Here is a 22,246-nt window from a genome sequence, read left to right on the forward strand (position 1 = left end):
CTTTGAAAGAAGAGACACAGTGTTTTCGTGTGTCTCTTCAAATTTGTTCAAGTTCCTGCAAATCAAAATCACCATCCTATTAAAGACATTTTTAAATTTTCCATTGTCTTCTTGTATTCTTCTTTCTCCTGAATCTCTTTTCTGTATTCTGTTCGTAGATATTTGCTAATAGCGTCCCTGAGAAGCTGCGCCCTTGTTGTATCTCGTAGATTAGCCAATTCATCAAGAGCCGAAATTTGATTTTGATCAGCTCTCAAGATGTATTTGTGATAATTCAACCGCTTACGACCAAGTTTCTTTGACATTTTTTAACTCCCTGACTGTATATTTTGATATTCGTATATCTTTTGTATATCTATTTATACATTCAGAAAAAAGTATGCCTGTGGTGACCCTTTGAGATTTTTCTATCCTGCGTCACCCGTTGTTAGTTCTGTTGTCCTGTGAAAAAGCAAAAAAAAACCGACCCTCAAGAAAATAAGAGTCGACTCTAAGATTGTCTTTAATGAAGCCTATTTTACATTCTTCCAATCATAACCTATTAACTCATAATAACTATTTATGTCCCAAGCCATTTCAATTACACTCTCCTTTTCGAAACCGATATCTTTCAATATCATTAATGACAATAGAGAGATAACAAGATCATTAACAGGGAAATAGCTTTGAGAATCTTTAATACAATTGTACTCATCAGAATTCCCGCCATGAATATCTTTGTTCCTCGTACCAACAATCAGTTTAATAATTCTATTTTGTTCATCATCATTAAAATCAAAAATACGCCTAACGATATCAGAAAATTCGAAACATACATCCTCAATTCTTTCTCTCAAAAAAATATCTCTTAACTGTCCTTTTTTCTTCCCATCAGCAATTATCTTTTTCTGATCAAAATGAACAGTCAATCGATGATAATCCTCGAAAGCTCTCATCAGTTTAATGAATTTTTCATCCAAAAAATCTCTATCATTGTAGACAGTTTTGAAAAATCTATGAAATGCATCTTCTTTGGAAAAATAATTCTCCCTCCACAAATGATACAGCGTACTATTTCGTTCAATATCATCAATTCCGATAAGATGTTTATTGTGTGGATACTTTTTCCCATATTTCTTAACATTATCCAGATTTAACTGATATATATCATCACGACGTTCATCATGTAGCTCTTCATGATTAAAGATAATCTGTTCCAGATGTACGAAGTTGTTTAACGAAAAGCTGAGAAAGTATGTTAACGAATTAATTTCATTACGCAATTTATCCATATCGTTTTCAACGCCAAACTCGAAATAAACCTCTTGTATCTGCTCTAATGACATGGAAGAAGCTAAAACTAATGAACCTTGAACATTTGCTCTGGTTTTAATAGCGATAGTTAAGGATTCGCTATCTAATAAAACAATGTCATTTATTTTATCATGCCATAATGTGTAACGACCAGATTCGGAATCATAATCTCCATCTATACCAGTTTTTTTGACGAAATCGTGTAATTCGTTATATTGTAGACTGATTTTACTGAATCCAATACGACTGCGATTATAATAGTGACCACCTATAAGTATCGTGTTAGCCGTTACTGTTATCACATTAGAAACATTGTATTTTTCAGCTTTATTCCCTATCCGTTTTGTACTTTTGACAATGCAATTTAAAAGAGTTACTTTCCTGCCATTTGTAGTATAACCAACAACTGAATCGTTATAAAAATTAATTTGTTTTTTGTAATCTCCATTACCCCACATTCTTAATTTAATAATTCTTTTATCAATATCATACAGAAGCACACCTGAAAACCAATTATCATCATTTGTACTGAAAGACCAACTACCTTCAAAGCTATAGCTTTTCACCAATTTATATGTCATTTCAGTCTCCATCATATTAAAAATGTTGATAATAACTATCGACTAAACCTAGCATGCTTCAGCAATCCTTATGACCCCGAACTACTAACGTTATCTGACTTTGTAGCCAAAAAAAAGCTGAATCTCAAAAATGAGAAACAGCTCTTAATACTGCCCTTAACGAATCAAATATTACATTACATTGTAGATTGTCTGCCGACTGACACCGAACCTTTCTGCGATCTTGCTTTTGCTGAACCCTGCCTTGATCATGTGCTTTACTTCATTGATCTGTTCTTTGTTCAATGACGCTCTCCGACCAAGCTGCTTTCCAGCTTTCTTTGCCATTGCTATTCCTTCTCGCTGTCGCTCTCTAATAAGATTTCTTTCAAATTCAGAGAAAGCACCAAGCATTTGTAACATCAATTTAGCGAAAGCATCATCCGAGCCGTTGAAGATCAGATTCTCTTTATGAAAATGAACAGTGATTCTTTGATCGATCAGATCGCCTACCAGCTTTTGAAGATCAGCAAGATTCCTTGCCAACCGATCTATAGAATGAACATGAAGAACATCATCCTCTCTCAAGTACTCAAGACAAGATTGAAGACCATCCCTCTTTGTGTCTTTCGCTGAAACCTTGTCTTCAAATACTTTGTCAAGCCTGACATCTGCCAACTGACGTTCTGTGTTCTGAGTGATTGAAGATACTCTGATGTAACCGATCTGCTTACCGTTTTGCTTTGACATGATGTTTCCTCTTAAGACTTTTTTTTAGAAAGCCTGTATAACAATGTTATAGAAGAAACTTACACTACTGTCAAACAATAACGAACGACAATTGTTTTACATTCAATAACTTACGTCATGCAGATGTCAATCAATGTGTACCTTGTTTTACTTTGACGATATCAAAAGACATGTTACACCTCGATTACCCATCATCTCATTACTGTCAAATCGATATCATATTATATTCTAAACCATCTAAATCTCATCTAAACTAATGCTTTCGTCTTTCTTTTTTGGTACAGCATAATAGTCAATTCCCATTACCATTCCTGACGAACCAGAAAATCGTGTAATAGAGAGCTTCACCTGACCTTTTGCATAAAGGTTAGCAACCTCACTGGTTCTATTTGCGTTAAAGTCTTGCCGTTCAATATCAGATATTTGACTAAACAAATTATACTTTTTAGATAGTGCATTATGTACTTTTTTGAATTCTACTTGTGTATAGGAACCAATAAATTTGCTAATCTTTATAACTTCATCATCATCACTAATTTTTACAGAAACACTTTTTGGCTCTTCAAAACATTTATGCAAATTTGAGACCCCATGATTATAATAGGAATCTGAGCACACTTCTCTTAACTCTTTAACTCCCATTCCAAATTTTATATTCTTATAACCTTTAACTAAAAGTTTTTCATACTTAGCATATGAGGAATTTTTTTCTTGAGTACTCTTGAATTCAGCATCTAGCTTTTCTCTCGCTGCCCTCGCCTTATCTTCACTTTCCTTCTGCTTTTTAGCTCTATATTCTGCCTTTTTTGCTCTGTATTCATCTAGTCCTGTTTGTTGGTTTCCTTTAGCTTCTTTTGTTTTGATTGTTTCAGATTCAACATGATTTACAGCGGTGTCAATATTTTGATCATTTTTCTCATTTTGCTTTGTCTGAGATTGTTTAACACTTTTAATTTGCGAGTTATTGACTGCCATCATCTTCGATAGTTTATCTTTTAATTCAGAAATCTCCTTATTCTTTTGTGATATTTCGTTATCTTTTGACGATGCAGAACTTTTATATTTATTCATTTTGCTTAGATTTATTTTTAAAGAATTTATCTCTTTATCTTTCTCAGCAATTTCTTTCTGTGTGTTCTTGACATACCTTTCATATGTTTTCTTGTATTGATCTCTTTCCATAGTAAGCGATTCAATCGTTTTCTTTTCATCATCACAACTAAGATTATTCCCAGCAGATTGAACAGAACCACTAACAGTTTCAACTGTTTTACTTGCTAAATTGCTTAAATCATTCAGATTTAAAGCTTGAGCCTGTGTGGATATGGCAACTAGGCTTGATAACACACAAACACTAAATAATTTTTTCATATCTATCCCACATAGTAATGATTATTAAACTGCATCTAAGATTTCAATAATAAGACTCTACCACTAAAGAAGATAATATCTTTAATTTTCAAAAATAATTTACCAAACATTTAATACCACGTTGTAGTAATTAATATGTCGTGAGATATGCTCCTATACAATAAAGTGAATTATTCACATCAACCATCGCCTGAAATATATAGATAAATCTTCTAATTTCATAATTTCTTGACTGAGTAACTCCATAGACTTGAGATTCAATTTCTACCTGATTGTAACTGACATTTTCAGCATTCAAAATGAACAGAATTCGATAAAAATCTGTTCATTGACCTCTTCTCTCTCGTCTTCGCGTATCTCAAAATAAATTTCAATAGTCCTACTCCGTGCCCCTAGATGAATACGACTCACATCATTAGCTATTAAGATACTTGCCTGAATACCTGTTCTGTATCCTTAAAGACACTTCAACATATTCAAGAATGATCAAATCAAGATTTCTAAAAAATCGCTGAGCTTCAACCAAGCCAGATATTAGAGATTTATAACACGTATATTTTTGCAGTGGACGTGCAACAGAAACTACTTGATATGAAATGAGAATCCGTGCAAACATGACCGTTTACAACAAACTAGGATAGAATGAAAGAGAAGAACAGGCAGACAGAGTTTTTGAACCAAGAAGCCATCATTAAAGAGAAGAAATCTAACTTGACGAACACTTCTGTAGTTAATGCACCAACGAGCACTCATGATGTGAACAACAACGCCAGTCAAACAACTGCAAATAGTGTCTCCCCGTTTGATTCAGATAAAGCCTTACCAATAATGAATACTATGACTGGACTCTAAGACGATGTTTCTACTCATTTTTGAAAAATTGTTCTATTTCCTTATTAGTATTATGAAGATGCGCATTAGTCATTTCTCTCTTTTTACCATCTTCAGTGTAAAGATAACCAGAAACAGCCTTATTGTTTTCAAATGTAATTACTCGTTCTAGAAACCCTGATCTGTAGTATTCATTTATCCAAAGAAGATTGCCTTCTTTGAAAAGCGATTCAGAACCAAGCTCTCCACCGCCCCAATAAGTCAATGTTATACCATCTCGTACATCATTTTTGAATTTCTCTTCAATCATTACCGTTCCATCAAGATCATATAGTACTTTTGTACCATTTTTCTTGCCATCAACGTATGTTGTTTCTGCCATAATCTTGTTTTCGCCTATATAATAATCTCTTTCCAAACCATCTTTTTTATTATCTTTATAATTTGTTACACTCAGTAACGAACCATTTTCGTTATAAAGTTTATCTATGCCACTCTTCTCCCCATCAATGAATGTTGTTTCTCTTTGTAAGGACCCATCTTTATTATAATTTCTTTCTAAACCATTTTTTATGCCATCAATGTATTGAGTTTCAGTTTTCAACTCGCCAGAATCATAAAACTCTTTTTTTACTTCTAAAATAGTAGCGAATGCACTAAAACAAAAGAATATAGATATGATTAGAATACTAGCCTGTAAAGCTTTCATAGTAATTTCCTTTTCAAAAAAATTTAAAGAATCTAAATAAATTCACCTATAAAGCGAACATATAACATAAAATACACTTACGAATTGTTATATCAACACCTTACAATCACGTTCCATTTAAGCATTACCACGATTTAAAACCAACACATTACTCACAGACATCAAAGCCATTGTATCAGTTTATTTTTCACAGCTTTTCGTTTATGAATCTTATTATATCGTATCCTGAAGAATCAGTAAAATTGCTTACCTGATTAACAAGATCGTCGCCTTTACGAATCACTTCTTAGCTATTAAGCGATGAACCACAACGAGCATAAAAAAAACTTATAGATGTTTCGTGTCAAGAGATAAATGCTATACTTTGTCTTTATAGTAATCGTAATATTAGAACCAAGTGTTTGACCCATATTTTTCTTTTGCCATTTGTTTAAGCGTATCTTCTTTATATGTATTCATATACATTTCACCTATTGAGTATAAATGTTTAATTTTTTCTTCAAGTGCCAGGTTGTTTTTTGATGAAGGGTTAGTATTTATTCTATCTCTAATTTGATCACATTGAGAGGCAAGATGTCTGACTTTTTTAGTGATATGATTTTTGAAAAATTGAATATTGTAATCTCCTAAGCAATCAAAACTTTTGTCACTATATTTAATGCAGTATAGTGGGTAACCTTCTAAATATTTTTCAACCAACCTGTTCTTTTCAATTTCTATCCAATCTATTTCTAAAGAATCAGGCTCTTCATCAAGTTCATCCAAAATTTTTGAATGAAAAAATTCTCTGCTATTTGATATCCTATAATTATTTAATTTATCATGTAAATATTTTTCATAGTTCAGACTAGTTTTACATCTCCAAAGCTTTTCTATTTTAAAAGGAGTCGGAACACCAGTACTTTGCAACTCTTTTAATCTTCTTTTGATATCATTTGTCTTTCCTACTTTAACTATGTCAGGCATAGACTCATTGCTCAAAATGTATACATACTCAGTCGAAGCATTTTCAGAATGACTGACCACATAATTGCTTTGAAAATGATCATTTACAGTTGTTTCCAATTCTGTATATGCGTCATGAATGTCTTTAAAGAATTGTCCGTATATCTCGCTTTCATAAAATTCAAATATATTTTTATCTGCGAACTCAAAATCGCATCTATCTATTGTTTTCAAGTTAGCTATAAAATCCTTATACTGATCTAATGTTACATGTTCAAACTCATCAACTACATATTTTTTCCATTTGACAATTATCCATTCAATATTTTTATATTGTTCAGTAGAGATTGCACCGTTTTCCGAAGATGCTATAAATGACTGAACGAATGTCCCAATACAGGCACTATAGATAAAATCAGAACCTTCACTTAATAGTTTAATAATACTTTCATACTCATTTTTGCCAACATGATCTTTTGATAAGATATCACCTACTTTCTCCTGCACAATCGTTAAATTTTCACTGATTTCGTCTAAAGGGTCACCTCTTAATGATGTATCATTAGCGGTGTAATCTGAATTTTGCAGTTTAATACCAACTTTAGGTGACTCTATTGATTCTATGTATAACAGAGATTCTTTCTCTACTTTTTTTCGGAGTTCTATGCTGGTGTTGTAATACCACGTGAAATATTTATCGAAAACTGCGTCCTGATAAAAACTTTTAACATCTTTACCATCAATCATTAACCTGTTGGCATCTATACTCTCTATTTTCTTAACAAATTCTTCATACTTAGTTGAATCAACATGTTTACAATTGTCATTGTCAGATTTATATCTATTTAAAATTTCCTCAAGAGGACATAAGTTGGTTTTAAAAAAACTATTATCTTTTATAACAAAATTTAAAGATCCTATAAATATACTTACGGATGAAGTGTATATTTCCTCAAGAAATTTATCAATATGACAGAATGCCCTTTCAAACGATTTATCAGATAACTCTTCGCTAATGTCACTTTCTACTTTATTATTTACTTCCTGATATAAAACAGATAATTTATCTTCGACTAATAAATACCTAGAATGAATCTTCTTTTTAATGTCTATAGTGTAGTTCAGTTCAATTGATTCTGGATCCTTATTGTATTTTCCATCTATACTATTCTCATATTTTATATCTTCTACCTTAGAGTTGAGCACCTCCTCTTCATTGCGATTATATTTTCCTTTTGATTCATGAATATCCTTATCACCGTGTTGCTTCGCTAAAAGCAGTTTAGTGAAAATGTTTCTCAAATTCCACATATACAATTCCTTTCTATATTCTTTTTATTCATTTATACGTCTGTATGCATATCTAATCCTTTCTTGTTTTACTTTGCTTATACTTTTCATCGAAGATATATAGAAAAACGATAGATTAGCATGAATTGTAAAAAAACTATTTATAGGGTTACAATCATTTGCACAAGTGAATCAAATCTGTAGGACACATGAATCATCATATTCCTTACTCACCTAAGTATCTTTTTTTAAAGCACTAGCATAGATGATGATTGCTAACAGAAGAATCAACACTCTTTTAGCATTTATTATCTTCTCCAAAATGCAGACAGCTTATAATACAACATTAAATCAGACCTATATTGATAAAACTACAATTATTAAAGATAAAGCACCTCTCAACCTACACTTATAATATGTTATGTCAAGACCTTACAATAACTTTATAATTTAATATTACTACGATGTATCACCCGTACGCTTCCACTCACATTAAAGCACGTTGTGTCTGTTCACCTTGCTCTGTAATTCATTGATGAAATTTCTTATGTCATAGCCTTTTGATTCATAAAAGCCCTTAACCATATTTACAACCCATTTCTCAGAATATGACACATCTTGGCTGTCAAGTATGAATAGAACACGCTCCAGCATTAACTTACCAACTTCTATTTTCTCATAGTCACGTATCTCAAAATCAATTTCTATTGTCCTACTCCGTATCCCTTCATGAATACGACTCACATCATTTGCTATCAAGATGCTTGCTTGAATACCTGTCTTGTAACCTTCAAGAGATTTGAGCATTTCTTTTTGAACAGCAGCGAGCAACATATCAGCCTCGTCTATGAAAGCAATGTATTTAGAGCCTAATACGCTTGTAATAGAATTGATTTCATACAATGATCTTATATCGTCCATTCCTCTTGTCTTAGCTGTCAAAGCATGAACATCTAAACTGTCTATCAAGATTTCAGCGAATGAAGTCTTACCAACACCATGCCCACCAACCAGTAAAAGATTTTGAAGCTGACCTGATTCAATAATCTTGTAACCGATCTCCTTGATTCTTGAGCTTACAACTAGCTCATCAAGTGTCTTTGCTCTATACTTCTCTGTCCATTGCGATAAATTTACGTTCCTTGTCATTTCCTTGCTCGTTCCTTTTCTTTTTATGTGTTTAATTATTCAATTCTAATTTCCATTAACAACAATTGTGAAGCTCACAGATATATTAGCGATTTACCTTTTGATTGATAAATCGCTAAATTAGTTCACTACTGTATTGTTTTCAATATGCTCCTCACACTATTTTTATTAATCTTATATAAGTAATCATAATGACTCTCCACAAACTCTATAATATCCATACCAACAATGGTAATCATATCATAAAGAACTTCCTCACCATTTTTATTTACAAAAAAACACATATTAATATTATCTTCGGCTCCATGTTGATATTGCAGTTCATAACGACTCACTTCTATCAATCGACTTTCTATCTCGATAAGGCAAAAACTAAATTCATAATTTTTCCCATTTCTTATATCTTCGCAAGATATCTTAATCATATCATAATAAAAATCCCTTTGAACGACTTCAACATTATCAATACTTGAGCATATTTCATAAAGATTTTGAAACGGATTATAATAAAAATTGATACTGCTCCAAATTTTTGCACTTTCTTTATCCATGTTCATCTCCACCTAACTTGACATTTATATTGTTATTTACACGACAACACCCAACACTCTAATAATTGTTAATTACTTGCCAAATAATTAAATAAGTTTGAGTATACTATTTTTGGCTCAACGGAAGGTGTCAGCGGCGTTCTGGAACTACCCCTAACCGGGCGGCTTGAAAATACGTAATCCGTCTTCTTCGTTTTACTTCTCACCAAGTGTGTAACACTCTCTTCTTCCTGCTTCTTTTTCTTCCTTTTTTCTTACCTGTTACAGTTCAAAATCAGTAAACATATCCCTCAGGAGGACACAGGGATATGGCACGGTCACGACGACGGAAATGTAAGCATTGCCGGGAGTTATTCATCCCGGATCATCGTAACAGAAATAAGCAGCGCTACTGCTCCAAACCGGAATGCAGGGTGGCAAGCAAAGCTGCCGCCCAGGAGAAGTGGCTGCAAAAAGAGGAAAACAAAAACTACTTTCGGGGACCGGATAATGTCCGTCGTGTACAGGCATGGAGAGAGCACAATCCAGGGTACCGGCAAAAGCAGCGATTAAGACGAAATGCGTTACAAGATCACTCGTCTGGAAATAACAAAAGAAAACAAGAGGATAAGCCAAAGTTAACGAAAGAGCCGTTACAAGATCTCTTGACGAGCTATCCCATCGTACTTGTGGGCCTATTGGCACATTTTAGCGGTTCACTGTTACAAGATGACATTGTCCATACCGGCCTTCGTCTGCAACAATTGGGGCGGGATATTCTTACCGAACCATCAATAGATAAAGGAGGTCGTCATGACAGTAGAAAAACAACCCATACTTCCGCACATGATCCGCAGGGTGCCGGAACAGTTCAGCTGGCTGGATCACCGCCTGGTCCGTGAGAAGTACATCGATCAGCTCAGCCACCAGGCATCGGCGCTGTACTTGTTCCTGGTTACGGTCTCAGACAATCAGGGACTGAGTTATTACAGTGAGAAAACCCTGAGCAAGCGGCTCAACATGGACACTCTCAGCCTGGCGGAAGCCAGGAGTATTCTGGTGCAGCACCGCCTGGTCGCGTACCGGAAGCCGTTATACCAAGTGCTGGCCCTGGAACAGCCCAGAGAACTGGCGCAGACGGATTCCGAGGCAACTTCACTCGGACAGATCCTGCAGCAACTGGCGGGAGGGGTACGATGATAACGTACGAGCAGTACTGCCGGATAAAATCCTACAGGGAAGAAGGGTTGAAAGCGGGTCAGATCGCAGAAAAGCTTGCGCTTAACCCCCGTACCGTCTCCAAGTGGATGGAACGAAATGGCTACCAGCCAAGGTTACCGGGCCATCGGACAAGTAAACTCGACCCCTATAAATGCGACATCCTGTCCATGCTGGAGCGACACCCTTTTACCGCCGCCCAGGTTTTCCAAAAGATCAAGGATCAAGGTTTTGACGGAGGCTATACCATCGTCAAAGAGTATGTCCGGAAAGTCCGGCCGAAACGGCATAAGCCTTATCTGAAGCTGAGCTTTGGCCCAGGTGAGTGTGCACAGGTGGACTGGGGCTCTTATGGCTCCATTCGCGTTGGAAGCACCCGGAGGCGGTTAAGCTTTTTTGTCATGGTGCTCTGTCACAGCCGCATGATGTATGCGGAGTTTACCGTCTCCCAGACCATGGAGCACTTTCTCGGTTGCCATCAGCGTGCCCTGCAGTACTTCGGCGGCGTACCCGACAAAATCATGGTCGATAACCTCAAGTCGGCGGTGCTGAGAAGGGTCACCGGACAAGCCCCGGTATTCAACCCAAAGTATCTGGATTTTGCAAACTACTACGGCTTCACCATTGTTCCCTGTGGTGTCGGTAAAGGTAACGAGAAAGGCATCGTAGAGAATGCTGTCGGTTACATCAAGAAGAACTTCCTGGCGGGACTCGATCCCGGTGACTTCAAGACCGTAAATCCGGCCGCTGCCCACTGGCTCGCCAACATTGCCAACGTCAGAAACCATGGGGAAACACGGAAAAGACCGAAGGATATGTTCGCAGAGGAGCAGCTGTCCGGGTTGCCGTCCGAACCCTACGATATCGGTACGGTCTCCCAGATACGAGCAACCAGCCAGTTCCGCATAACCCTCGACACCAACCGTTATTCCGTCCCGGCGGAATATGCCGGAATCCGGCTGACGATGAAGACCTACCCGGACCGACTCTGCATCTATCATGACAACAAACTTATCGCCAGGCACACCAGAAGTTACGACAGGCATCAGGACATAGAGGATCCTGATCACCCGAAAGCACTGCTGCAACAGCGCCGTAAGGCTAAGGATCAGAAGGTCCTTATGCGCTTTCTGGCCCTGTCTTCACTCTCGGAACAGTACCACCAGGGGCTTGTCGAGAAAAACCTCAACACAATGCATCATATCAGGAAAATCGTCGGGTTATCGGAAATCTACTCGAAAGAGCGGGTGGCACGAGCCATGGCGGATGCCTTGGAGTTCCGGGCTTTCTCCTGTGACTATATCGCCAATCTCCTTGAGCAGAGAAAATACTTCACAGAACCACAGGGTGCCCTGCACCTGACCAGATCTTCCGACCTCCTGGATCTTGAACTCAAAGAGCCAAATATGGACGTGTACGCAAAGGGGAAAAAGGATGAATAGCAAACCGCAACACCTCACAGAGCAACTCGACTATCTCAAGCTGAGATTTATGGAAAACAATCACGAAGAACTTGCAGCGACGGCGGCCGGAAACGGTTGGAGCCACCAGGAATACTTTGAGCAACTTATCCGCGGGGAGACAGATCTGCGCTGGGACAATGCCATTCAGCGCCGGATCAGAATGGCTCGCTTCCCCGTCATTAAAACCCTCGATCAGTTCGAGTGGAACTGGCCGGAGCAAATCAACGAAATGCAAGTGAAGCACCTCTTCCGGCACAACTTTATTGCCGATAAAGCCAATGCCATCCTCCTTGGCGGCGTCGGCCTGGGTAAAACCCATCTTGCAACCGCTATCGGCTATGAAGCTTGCCTGCGTGGTTACTCCGTACTGTTTACTACGGCGGTTGATGTGATCAACACTTTGTCCGCTGCTCAAACAGGCGGACAACTGAAAACATGTCTAAAAAAATATCTCAAACCTTCCTTGCTGATACTCGACGAACTTGGGTACCTGCCAATAGATAAACGAGGAGCCGATCTGCTCTTCCAGGTGATCAGTAAACGGTATGAGAATGGAGCGATACTCATTACATCAAATCGGGCTTACAAGGACTGGCCGGCTATCTTCAATGATGATGCGACACTGACATCGGCAATGCTGGACAGACTCCTGCATCATGCGGATACGGTTGTTATTGAGGGGAAAAGTTACAGAATGAAGGCGCAGGTAGAAATGTAAAAAGGAAAGAACCAACCGTCGCCGGTGGTCGACTTACGGCGGCGGTTAAGTCGTGTTTAACGGCTGCACTTTCAAACCGCCGTTTCTTGGTACTTCGACGCCGCCGCTAACAGAAGGAAAAATTGTTAAGGAATTTTCATGTTCCACTGTGAATATTATAGATTCATTTTTATAACCCATAGCACCTTCTATAACATTCGCTGCCTCTTCGTTAATCAAGTATAAAGATATTCTTGCATAATCACTATAAACAACATCTACCGTTCCAACCTCCAATTCTATCTCCTCACATTTTACTTTTAATTTTTTTGTTTCATGCACCTCCCAATCACTTTCGTCTAACCTTTCTATCATTTCTTCTCTTGATGCAAATTTAAAATCAATTGCTCCCTTGCCACACTCCACATCATTAAAATACTTTCCTACTCTTACACATACATCCGCAGTTACCTTTTCCATTTTTTCCTCTCCGTTTTTTTTGATTTCCTTAATTTTCATGCTTCATCTCCTTGTTTGTTTTTTGAGTTATCGTTAACCTCATTTATAAGAACATTATAACCTGTATTGACATGACATACCTTGCCTGTATAATGACAGCTTTACTACTGTCAGGGATAAATGGAGAATTCTATGGTCTGGATAAGAAGATCAATATTTACATATAGATTTAAAGGACGTGCTAGACGAGGACTGTTCTGGAGAAAGAGAGTCTACGAGCTTTGGTTTGAGTATGCGAGACAATCAACGAGATCAGTTCCAGAGGAGTTTGGCGATCTGTCTACTTTTAAATCATTTGAAGAGTGGTGGAGGCATCCAGAGTACGGATTTGAGCTTTTTTGCGAGCCAGTAGAGGAACCGTCAGTTCAAATTGTCAACTCAATAGAAGACAATGATCCTGGTCACATCTATTTAAAAGTGAACTTAAATGAAGAGCCTCAGAAATTGAAATTCCAATTCGCTGCAATACTGAAGAAACAACAAAGTAACAAGAGAGTTGAGAAGAAGAGTAACGCTCGCTTCAAGCCTTCAGTTAGACCCAAAGCGTTTAAGATTGATGCATTGCGTAGCTATCTTGAAATTTGGAAGTTAAGACAGTCAGACTATTCTCGTAAAGAGGCATACGAGAAATATTACAATCGTATCTGCAAAGAAGGAGACGAAGATGCTCTACGAAATATTAGCCGTGCTTGTCAGAGGGTAAACGAGATATTCATAAATATTGAACGAGGGACGTTTCCATAGTTTGAATTTTATTTATATAAAAACAATTACATGACAATATCTGGAGAAAAAATGCCTAAAATACTTTTCAAAACATTCCCACCATAAATTATCCATGTAAAGACATAGAATTATTATTCTTCGTCCTTGAATTTGATTCCTTCGACATTCTTCTTGAAAAGAATTTCCTGCGTAGCGATTTCTTCTAAAATTTCTGCCGAAATGTTATCGTTCTTAGCTAAACCATCCAACGTCTTTTTAGTAATTCTGTTGTCTTCTTCTGTTTCCCAAGCTAATCGCAAACCTTCTTTTTCATAATCATGAGCAAGAACCATCACACCACCTGCCCTGAAATGAATCTCAGCTTCTCTGTATTGAGCCATTCTTCTACTGTGTATTGCCTTGTTCTCATGAACTAGATGCTTGAAACTGTCGTCCTCGATAAACATTTCTACATAATATTTCCCAGCTTGATATAACTTTATTTCTGTTACTAGTTCTTTGATGTTCTTTTGAAGCTTTCTCCGTACGCTTAATCTGACCGTGTCATCTTCTGATTTCAATTGTTCAATCAACGTTTGTAAAGATTTCAAAGATTCAGAAGATTTCTTTTCTACACTTTCAAGCTCTACTATCTCAGCAGACAATTCCTGTAAATGATCTTTAGAATCTTTTTGAAACGCAAGCTCTACCTCTATTTTATCCCTGAAAAGAGCAATAAAATCTATTGAGCCAGAACCAATAGCCTCTGAGAAATTGTCCACCTTTATTTTTGACTCTTCAATTTTACTTGTAAGAGTGACTACCTGTTTACGTAAGTTCTCTATCTGTTTTTTGTTATCTGACATTTCGTCAGAAATGATATCATTTACTTTCAACCTGCTACAGTAGCTAAGAAATGCATCTTCAAGGTCCTTATACTTGAACGAGAAAATCATTCCAGCGCTACAAAGACCTGTTTTCGCATTCCTGCACATCAGATACTTTATTTTATTTCTTCCTCTTACTCCGAATTGTTTAGTAGCACCACAATACCCACACCTTACAATGCCAGAGAACAAATTGTTCATTTTTCCTACTTTGCCAAATGAACCTTTTTTTATCTTTTGAAGCTGTTGTGCCTGATAAAATGTGTCTTCATCAATGATAGCAGGGTAGTAATCTTTTACAGCATCTCCATCTTCAATGTATGTCTTTTTACCGCTTTCTGTTGAAGCTGTTTTCATAAACTGAATTTCACCAATGACAGCTCTCGTCTCTAATAATCTCTTTACTTGAGTATGCCCCCAACCTTTTGTTGATTTATGAAATGTTGTTCGTTTTTCTTTGTTTAGAATCTTACAGATTGTATGAACACCATGTCCATCAAGATACAATTCATATATTCTTCTGACTGACTCAACATGCTTTTCAATATACTCAAACTCACCTGTTTTCTTATTTAGTTTGAGCCAACCAGCACATCTTGCCTTGATCTTTTTACCCTTCCTCGCATTCTTCCTTGCTTTTTCCCAAGCATAACCTCGCCTATCTTGTTTTGACTTTGATTCCTCATGAGCACGAGCCATTATGCTGATTGATATGAACAATTGACTTGTATCTTCTCCTAGACTTTTCTTGTCATAAATTCGTTCATCCATGAGCGTAACAATTGTTATGCCCGCTTCAATTATTCCTAAGAAAAGTGTTAGCTGACTTGTGACTTGTTCCCTTGATAGACGATCAAGATTCTCAACAAGCAAAGCTGAAGGTGTTTCAATCTTACCTGCTTCAACTAATTTCAAGAAGACACCAAGTTCACCTCTTGATCTATGAACTGCATGAAATGCAGACAATCCTTCATCGTACATACAAAGAGACTCATCCATATCCCAGTTCATTTTATCAGCAAACTTCTTCGCTTTATCATGCTGTCTTTCTCTTGATCCTCCTAACCTTTGTTCTTTAGAACTGAACCTTATGTAACTGTAACATTTCATTGAATTTACCTGTGAATGATATGAATCTTGAATCACATCATATCACACTTGTGTGTCAAATACACATTATATTGCCAGGATATGGGCTACTCCACTCGCCTTATACTGTTCATATAACGGCTCGGGAATTTGGGATCTATCCCCCAGGAGAAGGGCGCGATAGAGGGCCTTGTGGTTTGGGTTGGAGAGATTCTGGTCGAGAAAATACCCTGTTTGCATCCGGATTCGCTCAGGCAGATAGCGGATTTTATGCAGGATTGAGGTGGCCTGTGTCACGGCTGATATCTGTGCCGGTGAGCGCACATATCCTGTGATTCGGATATCTTTTCGTGCCAGGTAGGCTGGATAGTTGAAGCTCCCGTTGTTTCTGAACATGTCGGGTTTCTTTACTTTAGCTCGGATTGCAAGAAGTGTCCCCGGTTGGTATTCTACCGGCCAGGGAAAACGCATTCGCAACTGCACCTGACCATTGCAGGGTATAAGATGTTTGTGGTGTTGCTGCTGTAAATAACGGCTTGTTATTATTATAGTGGTACTGTCGGGACCCGTTGACGGCATAGCCCGCAGATAACCGACGAGAACAATATCGGCAGGCAATTCAATTCTATTGTAGATATCTGTTGCGGATTGAGGAAGTCTGGTTGAAAGTGAGCCATGGTAATTTCCCAGGACGAGAAGGATAAACAGTATGCTGTAAGGGAATAGAACACTGTTTATCCGGCGGATCGTAAACGCCGCAAACAGAAGAGTTGATAAAGCAATAACAACAAATGAATTATGGAGTGGCTGCCATGCTGAAAATGCAATTCCGCTAATATACGCTATGGAAAAATAGGTAAACAGGTATGGGGTTGCTGTAAGCGAGAGCCGTTTCACAAAAGAGAACGGATAAGGTTAAGGTGTTTGTCTATGACACCTTGCTGCTTTTCTACGTATTCACGGGCAGATTTGCCTTGCTGTAGCCGAACGGGTTCTTCATCCAGGAATTTCTGAATACAGGATTGCAGGCTTTCGATATCATGTACTGAGGTTCCGCCACCACTCTTGATGAGGGCTGAGGCAATTTCGGAAAAATCTTCCATATGCGGACCAAATAAAACGGGAATACCGAACAGGGCAGGTTCTATGGGATTGTGACCTCCGGTGGGAACCAGGCTGCCACCTACGAATGCGGCCCAGCTTGCACGGTAAACATCGATCAGTTCACCAATAGTATCGACTATCAAAAGATCTGAAATTGAATCTTGTGTATTTTCCGATCTGAATCGTGCTTTTATACCGGCATCTGAGGCTAGGGTGGCAATTTCCGCTGCCCTGTCAGGATTTCGCGGCACAATTACCAGAAATAGATCGTTATGGCTGTGTTTTAATCTTGAATAAACGGTAATAATAAGTTTTTCCTCACCTGGGTGCGTTGATCCGGCTGTGAGAATTTTCTTTTCTTTTGGCAGGAGTGATTGTATTTCACTGTTCCCCTGGTTTTTGACGGCAGGCGTGTCGAATTTAAGGTTTCCGAGTGTTAGGATTTTCGTTCTTGCTATACCGAATGCAAGCATATTCGTTCTATCCTGTTCTGTCTGCATGCATAAGTGGTCAAAACTGTTGAAAATTGGGGAGAAGAAAAAACGATATTTGTTATACGATTTGAGAGACTGGCTGGATATTCGGCCATTGACCAGGATGGTCGGGATCGATTTTGCCCGCATCATGGTCAGCAGGTTTGGCCAAAAATCAGTCTCGACGTGGATATACATATCCGGCTGGATTATTTTCATATAGTGATACACTGTCGGCCTGAAATCCAGGGGGGCGGGTAGGATGTGATCCACTGAATGTACCAGTAGTGTACGGGCCAGTTTTTCACCTGAAGTTGTTGTTACAGTAACAACTATTCTGCACTCAGGCCAATGTTGGCGGAGAGCGGCCAGGAGAGGGGCTGCCGAGGTTATTTCACCAACGGAGAGAGCATGCAGCCAGTATGTTTTAACCTTTGCCTTGTTTACCGGTGCAAGCGAGGGGAGTCCCAGGCCGAATCGTGACAGCATACGAGAGCCGTACTTTTTTTTTCTGAAAATCACCACCAGCAGGAGTGGCCATAAAATTATAATTGCAAGTGACTGCAGGATGTTATAGAGAAGTATCAGCAAAAAGTACCTCCAGGTGAACTAGTGCCGTCCAGTTTTTTTCTTTTGCCACCCGAAAGATGAACGACACATCTTACGGGAAGTTGTAACCACCAGATACTATACAGGATTTTAAAATGAAAAGCATGAATCGTTTTCAACATTGCTTGTCGCTACATGCAGCTCAGGGAGTATTACTATAATGAATATCATCCTTGCCGATCAGGACGAGATTGAAAATGGTCGTGTGGTTTTAGAGGGAGAACGGGCGGATCATATCGTGAAGGTCCTGCGGGCTAAGGAAAACGATACGGTACGATTTGGTGTGCTTGATGGAGAAAAGGGACGTGGGACGATAGTTTCGATTAAAAATAAACATCCGCGAATGGTCGAGCTGAAAGTTGAGTTGACTGAACCATTAGGGCCACTGCCCAGAATCGATCTTGTTGTTGCCATGGCCCGTCCGATTATGATACGCAGAATCCTCAGCCAGGCAACTGCGCTGGGGGTCGGTACTTTTCATATTATTCATGCAAACCGGGTTGAGAAAAGCTTTTGGGAGGCATCCATGCTGGAACAGGAGAGCTTTTACGACTACCTCATCCAGGGACTGGAACAATCGGTAGATACCCGCATGCCAGAGGTCATTTTTCACCGTCGATTCAAGCCTTTTGTGGAGGATGTCATTCCGACAATTGCAGATCAGTACAGCCATATGTTGCTGGGACATCCCGGTGGTGAATACAGTCTTGCCGAAAGTATTGAGGGGCAGGCGGAACGCATTCTGTTAGCAGTAGGGCCTGAAGGCGGCTGGGTAGATTATGAAGTAGAAAAATTCAGGGATGCTCGTTTTATGCCATTTACAATAGGTAGCCGTATCCTGAAGGTAGATACGGCAGTGGTTGCCTTACATGCCCGTATATCACAGATTTGTGGGGAATAGTTCAGGTTTTAACTATTAGTCTTGGTGAAAATTCGAACAATATGTTGTTGAGATTAATTCTTGACAAGAGAGCAGAGAACGAGTTTTTTTTTGATGTGGTTTTTGAGATTTGATGTATAACAATGCAAACTCGAAACTACAGGGCTTTAGCGTCCTGAGTATCATCTTAGGAGGGAGACAGGTTGGTTTATTAGTTTTGTTAGAGTTTCATTATCTTATTATTTTTTACCAAATGAAGGAGAGGAAGAAGTGGGAGGATTGAAAAGATCAAGGGGAGCAGCTATGAGTGTTGTCCTGGTCGTTTTCTTTTTGTTAACAGTATGCATGCAGCCTGTAATGGCACAGCAGGTATTAAGTGATAATAAAAAGAAGGCGGTTGACAATACTACTGTAACTGCAGAGCAGGAAAAAAGATTCAAAGCCGAGTCTGCACAAGAGACGACGTCTGATAGCGATAGTAAAAAATGGTTGATATACGGTGGCGGTATAGCACTTGGTGTTGGTGTCGCAGCGGCTGTTGCCGGTGGCGGTGGAGGTGGGAGTTCCACACCTGCATGTGAAGAGCCAATTGTAGGCCCTGACTTGTCCGGTAGTGACTGGGCTGGAAAACTTGACCTGTATAATCGAGCAACTCAGGCGGTGACAGCTATTGTAACCCATTGTGGCAATCGGGTGTTGATCCAGACAACTTCGACCCTTGAGTATGGCCAGGCCTTTGAGGGGACCATCAAGTCCTCGGGGCACATGATCGTTCATGACCAGGCTACTCTTCAGGACTGGACTACCACCAGAGGCCCTGCGACAAGCACGAGCATTAGAATATATGATCTCGTCAATAACTTTCACAATTTGGATGAGCTGGAGCTATACAGGACTTTGGCTCCGTAATCCATATTGAAAAATTGACAGAATCAGAGAATTTCCGGTTCCTTACAGATAGGCTGGTTACTCCTGTGCATTTGCAGGAGTGACCAGCCTTACTTTTTCAAATGATTGTATATGGTAGAAGCCAGTTCGTTGCCGATACCTTTCACCGATTGTAACTCTTCCAGGGTTGCAGAACGAATTCTTTTTAGACTACCGAATTCTTTAAGTAACAACTTTTTACGGGAGTTTCCGACACCTTCGATCTTGTCCAGGTCGGACAGGAAGCTGGTCTTGTTTCGTAATTTTCTGTGAAAGGTAACCCCATACCGGTGAGACTCATCACGGATGCGCATCAGGTAAAGGAGTACCGGGTTGTGATGAGGGAGCAGTATAGGATTCTTGCGGAATGGTTTATAGAGTTTCTCCCCTTCTTCATCCCGCTCTTTTGCTATGCCGATCCAGTCGAGTTGATCAACTATGCCAAGTTCCTCGGCAACACTAAGGGCCATACCGAGTTGCCCCTTGCCGCCGTCCACGACAAACATGTCCGGCAGATTGTCCTCCTCAATGCCTCGTGTGAGACGTCGTGTCAACACCTCCCGCATCATCGCATAGTCATCGGGAGTATCGATAGTCCTGATTCGGTAGTGCCTGAATCTTGACTTGTTAGGTTCCCCTTTTTCAAAACAGACGAGTGAGCCGACTGATAATTTGCCACTGGTGTTAGAAATATCGAGACACTCTATCGTCTCTGGTATTCTATTCAGGCGCAACTTCTTTTGCAGTGAGTTGGCCAGGTTTTGCCAGGACTGTTCCTTTTTCTCCCGATCAGCAAAGACCTGATTTGAATTAGCTGTGGCCATTTCTACCAATTTACGTTTATCCCCCCTCTGCGGAGCGACAAGCGTTACTGCGCCCTGGCGAAGATCAATAAGTCGTTCGGTTGTCAGGTCATGATCCTCCGGCAGAAAGGGCGTGAGAATTTCTCGTGGGATATACAAATCGTGGTCATAAAACTGATTCAGGACCTGGCTGAGGATGATTTTGTCTTCACCATATGGATCATCGAGAAAGAAGGACCTGGAACCGCTTATCAGCCCATCACGTATAAAGAGCAGGGAGATGGCCACGGAAGCACCCTGGCGAGAAAAACCAAAAACATCCTGATCGCCTGAACTGTGTGAGGCAACAATCTGTTTTTCGAGGGTGCGTTCCAGGGCGGAAATCTGGTCACGGAACCGTGCAGCCTGTTCAAACTCCAATGTTTCTGAGGCTTTTTGCATCTTCTTATTTAATCTTTTAATCAAATCCTTGTTACGTCCCTGGAGAATGAGGAGGACGTTGTCAACGTGCTGCTTGTAAATTTCAGGATCAGCATTTCCGGTACAGGGGGCAAGACATTTTCCCATCTGGTGGTTCAGGCAGGGCCTCTTCCTCGGCTTGAGGGTATTGCCTTTACATTTACGAAGTGGGAAGAGATGAGCAATAAGTTTCAGGGATGCCCACATGGCGGATGAAGAAGAGTATGGGCCGAAGTATTTTGCACCGTCTTTTTTGCGCCGTCGTGTCATAAAGACTCTTGGCCACTCCTCCTGGACGGTAACCTTGATATGGGGATAATTTTTGTCATCACGAAGGATGATGTTATACCTGGGTTTGTGTTTCTTGATCAGCGACGCTTCAAGTATAAGCGCCTCTTTTTCGGTATGGGTGATGATTGTATCGACTTTCTGCACATGCGAAAGCAATATCCTGGTTTTGTTATATTCCGCAGTTTGAGAGCGTGCATATGAGGAAAGTCGTTTAAACAGGTCTTTAGCCTTCCCGACATAAAGAACAGTGGATTTGGCGTCGAGCATAAGGTAAACGCCTGGTGAGTGGGGAACGGTAGCTAAATAGTCTTCCGGAAACATCGGGGCCCTGTTGGTAGAAAAATTATTATCGACTGGCTCATTACTATAAGGGGAGGTGAAGGAAAAGACGAGCAGGTAATTGGAGTTAACAGAACTTCTTTACATGTTTACCCCAATTCTGTACATTATTTAAAAATTCAGTTTTGAACCTCTACCAGGTGGATGATCATGGTGATTCATGATCGTTTGAAAAGGGAATACGGTGAAAATCCGTAACGTTGGGCCGGCGCTGTAAGCGGGGACAAAAACTGCAGATGCCACTGTTTCTATCTTTTATGCAATTTTGCATAGAGAGTGGAACGGGAAGGCGCAGTTGGAGAATGATCCGTAAGTCAGAAGACCTGCCTGGAAGAGATAACGACTTACTCGTCCG

The 22,246-nt window shown here is 39.4% G+C and carries 21 protein-coding genes and 1 riboswitch; of the genes, 8 read left to right on the forward strand and 13 right to left on the reverse strand.

The genetic code is table 11. From position 1 onward, the window contains the following. Positions 1 to 68 precede the first annotated feature (68 nt). The 4 genes from GA520_RS07790 to GA520_RS07805 form a co-directional block, all read right to left on the reverse strand. On the reverse strand, positions 69 to 305 hold the full coding sequence (locus tag GA520_RS07790) for a ribbon-helix-helix protein, CopG family (protein ID WP_163340929.1): 237 nt from the start codon (positions 303 to 305) through the stop codon (positions 69 to 71). A 207-nt stretch (positions 306 to 512) separates the two neighbouring features. Then, positions 513 to 1,874 (reverse strand): HEPN domain-containing protein, encoded by a 1,362-nt coding sequence (locus GA520_RS07795; RefSeq protein WP_163340931.1) that lies wholly within the window; start codon positions 1,872 to 1,874, stop codon positions 513 to 515. 171 nt (positions 1,875 to 2,045) lie between these two features. After that, positions 2,046 to 2,603: a recombinase family protein gene (locus tag GA520_RS07800; RefSeq protein ID WP_163340932.1), complete on the reverse strand. Its 558-nt coding sequence runs from the start codon at positions 2,601 to 2,603 to the stop codon at positions 2,046 to 2,048. A 237-nt stretch (positions 2,604 to 2,840) separates the two neighbouring features. Beyond that, positions 2,841 to 3,974, reverse strand: a complete 1,134-nt coding sequence (locus tag GA520_RS07805) for a hypothetical protein (protein ID WP_163340933.1) — start codon at positions 3,972 to 3,974, stop codon at positions 2,841 to 2,843. 642 nt (positions 3,975 to 4,616) lie between these two features. Between GA520_RS07805 and GA520_RS07810 the strand changes: the two genes are divergently transcribed. Beyond that, positions 4,617 to 4,826: a hypothetical protein gene (locus GA520_RS07810; RefSeq protein WP_163340935.1), complete on the forward strand. Its 210-nt coding sequence runs from the start codon at positions 4,617 to 4,619 to the stop codon at positions 4,824 to 4,826. Between the two features lie 10 nt (positions 4,827 to 4,836). On the opposite strand, the gene GA520_RS07815 is transcribed toward GA520_RS07810, so the two are convergent. The 4 genes from GA520_RS07815 to GA520_RS07830 all read right to left on the reverse strand — a co-directional run bounded on the left by GA520_RS07815 (position 4,837) and on the right by GA520_RS07830 (position 9,449). Beyond that, entirely contained in the window at positions 4,837 to 5,514 is a 678-nt protein-coding gene (locus GA520_RS07815) for a toxin-antitoxin system YwqK family antitoxin (protein WP_163340937.1), read from the reverse strand. 387 nt (positions 5,515 to 5,901) lie between these two features. Then, a complete protein-coding gene (locus GA520_RS07820; protein ID WP_163340938.1) occupies positions 5,902 to 7,770 on the reverse strand; it encodes a GIY-YIG nuclease family protein in 1,869 nt (622 codons plus the stop codon). 471 nt (positions 7,771 to 8,241) lie between these two features. Then, positions 8,242 to 8,898, reverse strand: coding sequence for an AAA family ATPase (locus tag GA520_RS07825; RefSeq protein ID WP_163340940.1), 657 nt, complete (start codon positions 8,896 to 8,898; stop codon positions 8,242 to 8,244). A 128-nt stretch (positions 8,899 to 9,026) separates the two neighbouring features. Continuing rightward, positions 9,027 to 9,449 carry a hypothetical protein gene (locus GA520_RS07830; protein ID WP_163340942.1) on the reverse strand — a complete coding sequence of 141 codons (423 nt, stop codon included), beginning with the start codon at positions 9,447 to 9,449 and terminating at the stop codon, positions 9,027 to 9,029. Positions 9,450 to 9,757: 308 nt separating this feature from the next. Here GA520_RS07830 and GA520_RS07835 point away from each other — a divergent pair, with 308 nt between their 5' ends. The 4 genes from GA520_RS07835 to istB are packed head-to-tail and all read left to right on the forward strand — an operon-like array spanning position 9,758 to position 12,827. Then, positions 9,758 to 10,330 carry a hypothetical protein gene (locus GA520_RS07835; protein WP_205749431.1) on the forward strand — a complete coding sequence of 191 codons (573 nt, stop codon included), beginning with the start codon at positions 9,758 to 9,760 and terminating at the stop codon, positions 10,328 to 10,330. After that, entirely contained in the window at positions 10,242 to 10,628 is a 387-nt protein-coding gene (locus GA520_RS07840) for a hypothetical protein (RefSeq protein ID WP_163341153.1), read from the forward strand. Before GA520_RS07835 ends, GA520_RS07840 begins: the two co-directional genes overlap by 89 nt. Further along, positions 10,625 to 12,088, forward strand: a complete 1,464-nt coding sequence (gene istA, locus GA520_RS07845; protein WP_163341155.1) for an IS21 family transposase — start codon at positions 10,625 to 10,627, stop codon at positions 12,086 to 12,088. Before GA520_RS07840 ends, istA begins: the two co-directional genes overlap by 4 nt. Next, positions 12,081 to 12,827 carry an IS21-like element helper ATPase IstB gene (gene istB / locus GA520_RS07850; protein ID WP_163341158.1) on the forward strand — a complete coding sequence of 249 codons (747 nt, stop codon included), beginning with the start codon at positions 12,081 to 12,083 and terminating at the stop codon, positions 12,825 to 12,827. The genes istA and istB overlap by 8 nt, the downstream gene beginning before the upstream one ends. A gap of 45 nt (positions 12,828 to 12,872) precedes the next feature. Here istB and GA520_RS07855 read toward each other — a convergent pair whose 3' ends face one another. Next, positions 12,873 to 13,325 (reverse strand): hypothetical protein, encoded by a 453-nt coding sequence (locus GA520_RS07855; protein ID WP_163339380.1) that lies wholly within the window; start codon positions 13,323 to 13,325, stop codon positions 12,873 to 12,875. Positions 13,326 to 13,457: 132 nt separating this feature from the next. Here GA520_RS07855 and GA520_RS07860 point away from each other — a divergent pair, with 132 nt between their 5' ends. Beyond that, positions 13,458 to 14,069, forward strand: a complete 612-nt coding sequence (locus tag GA520_RS07860) for a hypothetical protein (protein WP_163339379.1) — start codon at positions 13,458 to 13,460, stop codon at positions 14,067 to 14,069. 113 nt (positions 14,070 to 14,182) lie between these two features. On the opposite strand, the gene GA520_RS07865 is transcribed toward GA520_RS07860, so the two are convergent. The 3 genes from GA520_RS07865 to GA520_RS07875 form a co-directional block, all read right to left on the reverse strand. After that, entirely contained in the window at positions 14,183 to 16,027 is a 1,845-nt protein-coding gene (locus GA520_RS07865; protein WP_163339378.1) for a recombinase family protein, read from the reverse strand. 66 nt (positions 16,028 to 16,093) lie between these two features. After that, positions 16,094 to 16,903 carry a ComEC/Rec2 family competence protein gene (locus tag GA520_RS07870; protein WP_163339377.1) on the reverse strand — a complete coding sequence of 270 codons (810 nt, stop codon included), beginning with the start codon at positions 16,901 to 16,903 and terminating at the stop codon, positions 16,094 to 16,096. Beyond that, positions 16,900 to 18,174 (reverse strand): 3-deoxy-D-manno-octulosonic acid transferase, encoded by a 1,275-nt coding sequence (locus GA520_RS07875; protein WP_163339376.1) that lies wholly within the window; start codon positions 18,172 to 18,174, stop codon positions 16,900 to 16,902. The genes GA520_RS07870 and GA520_RS07875 overlap by 4 nt, the downstream gene beginning before the upstream one ends. 178 nt (positions 18,175 to 18,352) lie before the next feature. On the opposite strand from GA520_RS07875, the gene GA520_RS07880 reads away from it, so the two are divergent. Both GA520_RS07880 and GA520_RS07885 read left to right on the forward strand, forming a co-directional pair. Next, complete coding sequence (locus GA520_RS07880) at positions 18,353 to 19,093, forward strand: 16S rRNA (uracil(1498)-N(3))-methyltransferase (RefSeq protein WP_163339375.1); 741 nt, start codon at positions 18,353 to 18,355, stop codon at positions 19,091 to 19,093. A gap of 282 nt (positions 19,094 to 19,375) precedes the next feature. Beyond that, on the forward strand, positions 19,376 to 19,981 hold the full coding sequence (locus GA520_RS07885; RefSeq protein ID WP_163339374.1) for a hypothetical protein: 606 nt from the start codon (positions 19,376 to 19,378) through the stop codon (positions 19,979 to 19,981). An 89-nt stretch (positions 19,982 to 20,070) separates the two neighbouring features. Here GA520_RS07885 and uvrC read toward each other — a convergent pair whose 3' ends face one another. After that, positions 20,071 to 21,873 carry an excinuclease ABC subunit UvrC gene (gene uvrC / locus GA520_RS07890; RefSeq protein WP_163339373.1) on the reverse strand — a complete coding sequence of 601 codons (1,803 nt, stop codon included), beginning with the start codon at positions 21,871 to 21,873 and terminating at the stop codon, positions 20,071 to 20,073. 139 nt (positions 21,874 to 22,012) lie between these two features. Beyond that, positions 22,013 to 22,237: riboswitch (cobalamin riboswitch) on the forward strand. The last annotated feature ends 9 nt before the right edge of the window (positions 22,238 to 22,246 follow it).

The sequence above is a fragment of the Desulfopila sp. IMCC35008 genome, assembly GCF_010646885.2.
Taxonomy (GTDB): Bacteria; Desulfobacterota; Desulfobulbia; order Desulfobulbales; family Desulfocapsaceae; genus Desulfopila.